The organism is Fodinibius sp., assembly GCF_041642155.1.
Classification (GTDB): Bacteria; Bacteroidota; Rhodothermia; order Balneolales; family Balneolaceae; genus Fodinibius.
In genome coordinates this window covers 1-9,482 of sequence record NZ_JBEPWZ010000106.1, presented here as the reverse complement: position 1 = coordinate 9,482, position 9,482 = coordinate 1, and the positions used below count along the sequence as shown (strand labels likewise).

Sequence of the window (9,482 nt, the reverse complement as noted above, 5' to 3'; positions counted from 1 at the left end):
ATAATGGGCTTAAACGACCCAACGGCCGGTAAAAAGCGGCCATCCCTAACCCAAGTGTAAATTACACTGTCCCTGAATGCTATCGGGTGGGCCTATATCTTGATTTTCCGCTTTTCTATTGCAAACCACTATCATCGGATCATCTTGTCTACAGCCGGGAGAAAATAAATGGAATATAATCTGATAGGATTAAAAACCCATCACACTTTCCATCTAATGCCCGTCCGTATCCAAATGGATCATCTTGAAAATCGTCTGTCCCAGGATTTTCAAGTCCAACCCCAGGCACTGCTTTTCAACATATATCAAATCATAGTCCAGGCGCTTTCTCATATGTTTCTCATCGAGGGTGCCGCCACGGTATCCTTTCACTTGCGCCAGTCCTGAAATTCCCGGCTTTACCGCATAACGGTAATAAAAATCATTATAGGTATTATTCCAGTGGGCACACTCTTCCACCTGGTAGGGACGTGGACCTATAAGGCTCATATCTCCTTTCAACACGTTTAATACCTGGGGCAGCTCATCCAGGTTGGTCATCCGAAGCAAGCTGCCGAACCAAAAAACACGCTTGTCATTCTCCTGGGTAACCACCGGTTTGCCATCAATCCTGCGCAAATCCAGCTCATGCATCGTCCGAAATTTATAACAGATAAACTCATGGCCGTGCTGGCCGGTTCTCCACTGCTTGTACAACACAGGACCTCTTGAGCTGAGTTTTATAAAAAGGGCAAAAAAGGGATAGGCCAGCAAAAAAACGACAAAAGCAAAACAGCCGATAAAAACATCGATGCTCCTTTTTCCCCGAAACGTATTGTTCGCGAGCGACTCAAATTTGGAATAACTGCTGTCTCTGCCATTAACAGACGCTATGTTCGTATCGTACATCTCCTGTACAATACTTTGCCTGACCGTTTCATATTTCTCTTGGATGACATTATTATTAGTGGCAACCGACTCGCTTTTATATCCCATCTTAATAATTTATTGAGAAATTGTAGCTAACTATACTTATAGCCAATACTTATGTTGAAGTTCCAAACTTGTGCCGCAGCTCCAAAAGTCAAATATAGAACTATTTCGTTAATAGTAAAAAAAGAACTCACAGATCCCGGACTTGTCCCGAGAAACACAGGTTAAAGCAGGATGGGCTTGTATTAGGATCTTTCATATTGCGTTCTCAGGCGTTGCTATTTCAACAATACTTCTGCCCTGCCGTATGTACACAGTTACCGGCATCGCGATAAAAAGCTGCTTAGAAGAAATCAACCTATTAAAATAACCGGACGGCCAGGGCGCACGCAGGCTCTTAAAAATCAATTCCGATCGTCACGTAATGGATGGGATCGTTGTCAAACCCACCGCGATAAAAAGGCCAGCCCACATCGTAACGAAGCGGAAACCCAAAGACAATGGTGCGGAGCCCGAAGCCCGCTCCCATTAGAATATCTCCATTATTGACCGGTACCGAATATTCACCGGTGCTCGTGCTGAAGGTTCGTTCCCCCAGCTCACTTAATTTAAAGTTGAGATCGCTGCTGTTTAATACCGCCGACCGGGGATTGCCCTGCAGGTCATTATAATCAAAGGTGATATCCTGTCCCCATGCCATGCCCGTATCCCAGAAAGCAACACCTGTCAAATTATACAGCGGCAGGATGGGAATGGGCCCCGGCAGGATAGCCGCAAAAAGAGGGAACCGGAATTCCGCATTGATAAGACTAAATTTGTCCCCATACGTAGCATTATACGGGTGGCCGCGCAAAGGAAGGGCAGGCAGAGTAAAGAACGTATCCCCCAGGCGGTCCAACGGCAGTGAATTGCCCGACCATTGCTGGTTAATCCAGCCCAGCATACCTCCCATAAAATAGGTTTGCGAGTCGCTGCCGAAGGAGGCGGCCCCGGAACCACGCAGTGCAAAGGAATACCGGCTGCCGAGATTGAAATACTTTCGGTAATCACCCAGAATCGAGGCAAATTGCGGTGTTTCACTGGTAATGGGCGGACTTGCCGTAAGGCTCACCGAATAGCGCGAACCCCCGGCAGGAGTAATATAACCGGGTAGCGTTCGATCACTGGTATAGGTAGCCTGTGGATAAAGAAAAGTGGAGGTTTCGTTCTGGGTCTGGTTGGAAAAAGCGATGGAGAAATCCTGGGCCAGACCGATGGCAGACAGTCCCACATCGATGCGGCGGAACTTATCAATGGGATACTGCATGTTAACGGCCCCGCCATAAGACCGAAAGCGATAGAGCTGACCGGAAAAATCCTGGAAGTTGCTGGCGTTGTGGAAAAAGTTAAAAATCCAGTTCGTACGTTTCTCCATGTAGCCGTACTGTAAAAAGTAGCTGCTGTTGCGAAGATCAAAGTTCAGATTACTTCCAAACGCTATCTGATGATTGCCCAGCAAATCACTGAACACAATCTGGGTCAGCCCGTAGGTCCCGTAGTAGGTTGAAAAACTGCCCCCCGCATACACCAGGTCCGTCGAAAACTTCAGCCGGTAATCCCGGGGGATGTACCGCCCGTCGTCCGTACGGTTTCCTTCCAGATCAAACTTTGATTTATCAAGATACTTGGCAGCAAAAACGGTGTCTTCCTCTACCGACGAATCAAACACGTAGTTTCGGAAATCAATCTCATCGGTTTCTTCCTCTTCTACCTCCCCTTCGCCCGTGGTATCAGCCTTCGCGACTTCACCGGCCGTGGTGTCTGTCTCTATGGTATCCAGAACAGCCTGTTTGGGCTCTCTTTCCATCACATCCTTTACCGCTTCCTCGGAAAGGCTGCTCTCTCCAAGCGGTTTTGAGAGAAGCATCTCTCGCACATACTGTGTGGCCGGTACCCGCTCGGCTTCCGTCTCCTGAGCCCGTCGCTGCGCCCACTGGTTGGGTTCCAGCGGCTGATCTTTCTTCCGGGTAAGCGGCGCCCGGACCATAAAAATGTCGAGCGCCCCCTCGTTGATCGTATTCACCGCCAGCCGGCTTCCGTCGGCACTCACCGACATCTGCATAACACCGGTCTGGAGATCCGTCAGCGGAGAGGTGGTCCGGTCGTTCAAATTCATCTGGTAGACATTGGGGATGCCGTTTTCATCCGAGATAAAAAACAGTTCGCCATCGCGGGTGGTTATCGGCTGATTCTCGTTCCACTGGGGGGTTATGGTTAACCGCTCTGCGCGGGACGCCCCCAGCTTCACCGAATAAATGTCGGTGCTGTAAAGATCATCGGTCAGCAACAGGCTGCTTGTATTTTTAACCCTGTTGAGATTCACCTCGTCCCCGCGGCTGGAGACGAAATAAATCGTTTCGGAATCCGCCCCCCATGCCGGCTCGTAATCGGATATCACATCGTTGGTAACATTATTGAATTCTTCCGTCTGCAGGTTATACACGTAAATATCCTGGAAGGGACCGATGTTGCCGTCAAAAGCAATTTTATTGCCATCCGGCGCCCAGGCGACCGAACCGATCGCATCCAGGCGGGGAAACTGTATCATCTGCACCTTACCGGTGTTATAATCAACGACCGCCAGGTTGTCTTTTCCTTTTGATTTGGAGGAAAGGGCTATCTTATCGCCCCGGGGCGACCAGGTCAAATTGGGATTTAAAATATTCAGCTCTTCAAAATTTACGTTGTCTTCTCCCTTGATGAGCGTCTTGAGCTTTTCGCCGGTTAGCGCGCTCACCACAATGACATCGAAATAGCCGCGCGCATTCGTAATCATGGCAATTTTATCGCCCTGCGGGGAAACCGAGGGACTGGTATTATAGGTGCCGAACTTATCCCTTTCGGTCACCAGTTCGGCGAAGTCGTCAATTTTTTCCCGGTTTGCGACCTCCGGCAGGTAGCGTTTCCGGTAAAAATCCCTCCACTGGTCGGTAAGCTCTTCAATGTTGTATCCCGTGGCGCGGTTAAAGGCAGCTTCCACGCTTCGCTGCGTCTTCATGATTTGTATTATTTCAGTGATCTTCTGCCGTCCGTATTCCTCCACAATATAATTCCAGACCGATTGTCCCCCGCGGTACGCAAAATAACCGCCCAGCCGGGGGATCGGGGGCAGGTAGTCGTTAATAATCGCATCCCGGATCCACATATCCGTTTCCGTATCCCAGCCAAGCGAGGTGTATTCAGCCATGCCCTCGTTAAACCAGAGCGGAATCTGAAGGGCATTGCCGCTCAGGCGCGACTGGACATTCCCCCCGTAAAACATATCATTAATGAGGGCATGATAAAGCTCGTGCTGAAGCGTGCTGCGAAACTGGGTGAAATCGCCCTGGAACGGCATGGTAATCCGGTTTTTATAGGCATCAGTAGCCCCGCCGATCCCTTCCGCACCGGCCGGAAGAGGGATCACATTGGTCTGCGCGAAGTCGTTGTGCGAGTCATAGATAATGACCTGTATGCGATCGGCAATCTGATGGTCAAAATCTTCGTGAAGCTGCCGCAGGGCCGCTTCCAGGGAAGTGGCGGTAAAGTTCGCCAGGTCATAGTTCCTGGATGTGTAGTAATATACGTCAAAATGTTCCGACTGAATATACCGCCAGTCGAAATGGTCGTATTGTACCCGGTTCTTGCCGAAGGAAAAATACTGGGCGCTGGCTTCATGGACCGCACCGGCCGCAAAAACCATCACAAACAGGCCTGTTAAGAAGCGGGATAACAATTGTGATTTGTCCATGTCGTTGTTGCTGTTCTCTGTTTGTCAAAATATTACATTATTACCCATCATCCACAAGTGTAAGATCAATTTGACGCGCTTTTATATCCGTATTAACAACTTTAACCCTCAATTCCTTCCCAAGCTGGTATTTTTTGCCGTGGTTTCTACCAATCAGGCAGTGTTGTTTATCATCATACACATAATAATCGTCGTCGAGATCACTTACGCGCACCATACCTTCGCAGTGGATATCCTTGAGATCCACAAAAATACCGCTCTCCATCACACCACTGATAACGCCGGGAAATTCTTCGCCGAGATGCTGGCTCAGATATTCCACCTGCTTTAATTTAACCGAATCTCGTTCGGCGTCAATGGCCGCACGTTCTCGTTCGCTGCAGTGGGTCCCCAGCTGCTTCAATTCATTATAGGAATAACTGGGCTGCCCGCCCGCATAGCTCTTCAGCAGGCGGTGCACCACCACATCGGGATAACGACGGATCGGACTGGTAAAGTGTGCATAATTTTCGAAGCCGAGACCGAAATGCCCGATATTATTTGGACTGTATTCGGCTTTGGCCATAGCGCGCAGCATCAGGTCATTGACCGTCAGCTCGATGGAGGTATCTTCAATCTGTTCGAGCAGTACGTTGATTGCTTTTGAGCTTACGGTGGGACTGTCAATATGAAAGTTGATGCCGAACGGCTTGACGTTGTCTTCGATGTTCTTCAGCTTGTCGAGGTCCGGCTGATCGTGTATGCGGTAGAAGAAGGGAAACAGATCTTTTGTCGTGGGTTTATTGGAGCGCTCGCGCAGCTCATCCACGTGGCGGGCAACCGTCCGGTTGGTCATCAGCATGCATTCTTCCACCAACCGGTGCGCAAACAATCGTTCTTTAAGCTTTACATCGATCGGCTTGCCGTTCTCATCGAGCACAAACTTGGGCTCGGGGGTGTCAAAATTAATGCTGCCCTCCTGGAACCGCTTATTCAATAGTATGCGGGCCAGCCTGGCCGCCAGCTTCATCTCACTGGCATAGGCACTCCGGGCCCCGTCAATCACTTCCTGTGCCTGCTCGTAGGTAAACCGGTGATCGGAATGGATGACCGTCTCTTCAATGGTATGCCCCACCAGTTTCCCATTGGGCGTAAGCTCCATAAAACAGCTGTAGGCCAGCTTGTCTTCATTAGGACGCAGGCTGCAGACCCCGTTGCTGAGTTTTTCCGGCAGCATCGGGATCACCCGGTCTACCAGGTACACGCTGGTCCCCCGATTCAGGGCTTCCTCATTCAGTATGGTTTCGCGCGGCATATAATGCGTGACGTCGGCTATATGCACGCCCAGGTAGAAATTACCGTTATCCAGCATCTCAATACTGATGGCATCATCAAAATCTTTGGCATCTTCGGGATCGATGGTAAAAATCGTCTTGTCCCGTATATCATGACGCCGCATAATTTCTTTTTCGGGGACCCCGGTCGAAATATTTTCGGCATAGGCTTCCACTTCCTCCGGGAACCCCGCCTTGATCTGGTTTTCGGCCAGAATTGAGAGCAGGTTGGCATCATTGGTCCCCTCTTTGCCGAGCACTTCAATAATCCGTGCTTCCGGCAGCGACTGGGGATGAACCCAATCCACCAGTTCAAAGGCCACCTTATCGCCGGGCTGTGCTTCCCGTACATTGTCGGGGAGCACAAAAAAATCGGTATGGGCCGACTTCTCGTCCGGCTTTATGAGATAGTTCTGTTTGCCCTTCTTTTTGAGGGTACCGACGAACATACTGCGCCCGCGTTCTACAATTTCTATGGTTTTCCCTTCGCGCCGCTTGCCCCGTCCCCGGTCAAAAAGCTCGACTTTGATCATGTCATCCTGCAGCGCCATGCCCAGGTGTTTCGATTTGACCCGTATATCTTCATCAAATTCCTCCGTGATAAGATAGCCGGTCCCCCGCCGGCTGATATCTATTTTGCCGGTTACGATATTTTTATTGTTGCTTTTATTCCCGTTGGAAGTCGCCAGTTGAATGGCGCCGCCCCGGCGTTTTACGATCAGATTGCGATCAAACAAACTGTTGATCGCGCTCTTAAGCCGGTTATTATCTTGATTGCTATCTACTTTTAAAATATTCTGTAATACATCAAATGGAAGCTGTGCTTCCGGATTATTCTTTAAGATATCGAGAATAATCTCTTCAAACGTTTCTTTTTTGCTTTTACTCATCAAATAAATCTTTCTATAGTTTTATATTTCTTATTTTTCTTTTCGTGCTTCAATAGCTGCTGTATCCTGGTTCTTGTCTTCCTCCTCCCCGCGAGCAGGCGCAGTGGAGGAAGTTCCCATTATTTTATTCCACAATTCCTGCCAGGTATTAAATTGAAACTGGGTTTCCAGGCCCACTCCATCTACGCTGGGCGTTACATCGCCCGCCTGCGATTGCGATCCAAAATTACTCAATATCTGGTTTTGCCGGTGAAAGGCAGTCAGCGAGAGTCTCCTGCTGATACGATATGTCGCATTCAAGTCTCCAATACGGTCTCCTAACGTGGTTTGCGGACCTCCACCTGTTATCTGACCTTCACGCCGTAAGATGAGGCGGTCGTTATACAAACGCAATGCAATTCCCAAATCAACTTCGTTGTAGGCATTTAGGTTAAAATCGATGTCCATACGACTCACATCACTGTCCAGCAATGCATTAATCTGGTTGGAAAGCAGGGGACTGATTACCTGGTTTGAGAGCAGGGGGTTCAGTACCGTGGATCCTCTCGTCAGGTTCTGGCTGAGTGATGCCGTCGCGCTCCCGGCTCCCTGCGTCGGTATAAATTGTCCCGTAAACAGGATACTGGTAGCCTGCAGGAGTTTTTGCTGCTCGTCACGGTTAATCTGATTAATCGTATACGACAACGTTGGATTGGACGAGAGGTCCAGTGAACTCGGCAACTCAAAATAATAACTATTTTCAACACTATTCAACGTTCCTGTGATATTTACGATCAAATCGACAGGAACTTGCTGGCTGTTGCCCTGGTTCTGGGATTCTATCCTTCCCTCGGAGATAAGAGTCGATATATTGGGACGGGCGTGATAAATAGCGCTTATATCGAGGCGGGCATTGTCGGGCGGCCCTTCCCAGACGATTGTCCCGCCGGATTGCAAATCCAGCCTCCTGCTGATGATTTCACCCGTCACGAACTGGTAGGTACCGCTGGCGATCTGATACCGTCCAAACATCTGCACCTCCTGGTCCTGCATGGAGATGCGCATCTGCCCCGATCCCCGGGCGTTCAGCTCTTCCCCGGTGACCGGATCGAAGATAAGGTTTACCGCAATATTGTCAACGGTATTGAATTGCAGGTCCAGATCGAAACGTTCGCTAAAGGTCATATCCTCGATTTGACGCTGCAGGCGTTCCTGCTGGGTTTCCTCATCCTCTTCAGATGAGGCTGCACCGCCCCTTCCTCGAAGGTCAAAGGAATCGACATACCGGATGAACTTGCCGGTTTCGGTAAGTTCGGTTTCCTCCATCAGCGGTATGGATATCCGGGAGTCGTTGGTAACCCGCAGGGGATTTTGGGTACGCATGTACATATCCGTATTGGAACCACTGAGGCGTACGGTACCCGATCCGGAAACATTTCCGAAGAAAGGGACATCGGGATCCATACTGCTGTTCAGGAACTGGAGCCCGTCCATGGCCAGCGAGAGATCCAGGTAGGTACGCGGGTTGAAGTCGTTCAGGTCGATCGTACCCCAAAGCGTACCGGACCCGCCTTTGGTATCCATGACGGACAACGAATCCAAAATTACGCCATCCTGCCGGTCAAACGTCACCGGCCCATTGATAAAGTAATTGGTGTTGACAAACTCCGGCTTGGCAAAAACATTCTGAGCCTCAAAATCGGCGTGGAAATCGAAATCATCGAAATTGCCGGTAAGATATCCCTCGCCCGTCGCCTGTCCCTCCATCTGCTGGAAAATATTATCCACGATGAGGCGAACAACCCACATGTCAATCTGTTTAAAATCAGCGTCAAAATAAAATAAACTGTCCCGCTCGGCAGCAGAATTGTCTGTCGAAAAATAGCCGTCAAGAACAATATGCTGCTGGACGCCATCATTCTCTTGCAGGTATGATTTATACTTCTGGGGATCGGTAAAAACCTCAATCCGGGTATCAAACCGATCATTCGGGGGACTATAACTGCTGTTAAAGGATATATCCCCGACCAATCGATCGTTGAGGGTAAACCGGTCGACCTCAAGCTGTCCCTGTATTGTGGGCTGATCCATAAGGGACTGCGTCATCAACCCCCCATTTAGTACTCCTCCGAAGTCAATTTCACCTTTCACCAGATCGGATATTCGGGCCAGGTTAATATCCCTGAGCGTATACGACAGCGAATCGTCCCGGCTGCCACTCAAAGCTCCATCAAGCTGAAAAAACTCGTCCTCGTTTTCAAAACTGAAATCGTTAAACATCACCCGTTCCCGCTCCATAAAATGCAACGACGGCCTACCCTGGTTCACCCACGCATAGGAGTCATTGCCAAGGTAGAATGCCTCAACAGAAGTGACGAGGGAACTGTCCGTGATCCCTCCCGACAGCTCCAGGTTAAAGCTGGCATCTTTTCCGATATTCTTGATGCGCTGATGGTAGTAGAGCGAATCCTGTTTTAGGGCAAAGTCGATTCCCACCGAATCCATATCTGTCAAGTTGGAGTGAAGCGTCCCGACATCCGCTTTAAAATCGATGGATGAAGAGGCCCTCAGCGGGCGGTCACTGCGGAAGTTGGCCGTCAGCTGGGACTGTCCGTCCCG

At 49.7% G+C, this 9,482-nt stretch carries 4 protein-coding genes; all 4 read right to left on the bottom strand.

The features are described from left to right. Nucleotides 1-213: 213 nt before the first annotated feature. Entirely contained in the window at nt 214-975 is a 762-nt protein-coding gene (locus tag ACESLU_RS07980; RefSeq protein ID WP_372637595.1) for a sugar transferase, read from the bottom strand. Between the two features lie 334 nt (nt 976-1,309). After that, complete coding sequence (locus ACESLU_RS07975; RefSeq protein ID WP_372637592.1) at nt 1,310-4,681, bottom strand: peptidase MA family metallohydrolase; 3,372 nt, start codon at nt 4,679-4,681, stop codon at nt 1,310-1,312. 40 nt (nt 4,682-4,721) lie between these two features. After that, the gene (rnr, locus tag ACESLU_RS07970) at nt 4,722-6,884 is read right to left on the bottom strand and encodes a ribonuclease R (RefSeq protein WP_372637590.1); all 2,163 of its coding nucleotides are present in this window, start codon (nt 6,882-6,884) and stop codon (nt 4,722-4,724) included. Between the two features lie 30 nt (nt 6,885-6,914). After that, the coding region (locus ACESLU_RS07965) for a translocation/assembly module TamB domain-containing protein (protein WP_372637588.1) at nt 6,915-9,482 on the bottom strand (2,568 nt) is incomplete at its 5' end.

What these genes read in the sequence shown, in the direction of transcription:
- ACESLU_RS07980 (WP_372637595.1), bottom strand. Translation starts at nt 975, where the DNA reads ATGGGATATAAAAGCGAGTCGGTTGCCACTAATAATAATGTCATCCAA.
- ACESLU_RS07975 (WP_372637592.1), bottom strand. Translation starts at nt 4,681, where the DNA reads ATGGACAAATCACAATTGTTATCCCGCTTCTTAACAGGCCTGTTTGTG.
- rnr (WP_372637590.1), bottom strand. Translation starts at nt 6,884, where the DNA reads ATGAGTAAAAGCAAAAAAGAAACGTTTGAAGAGATTATTCTCGATATC.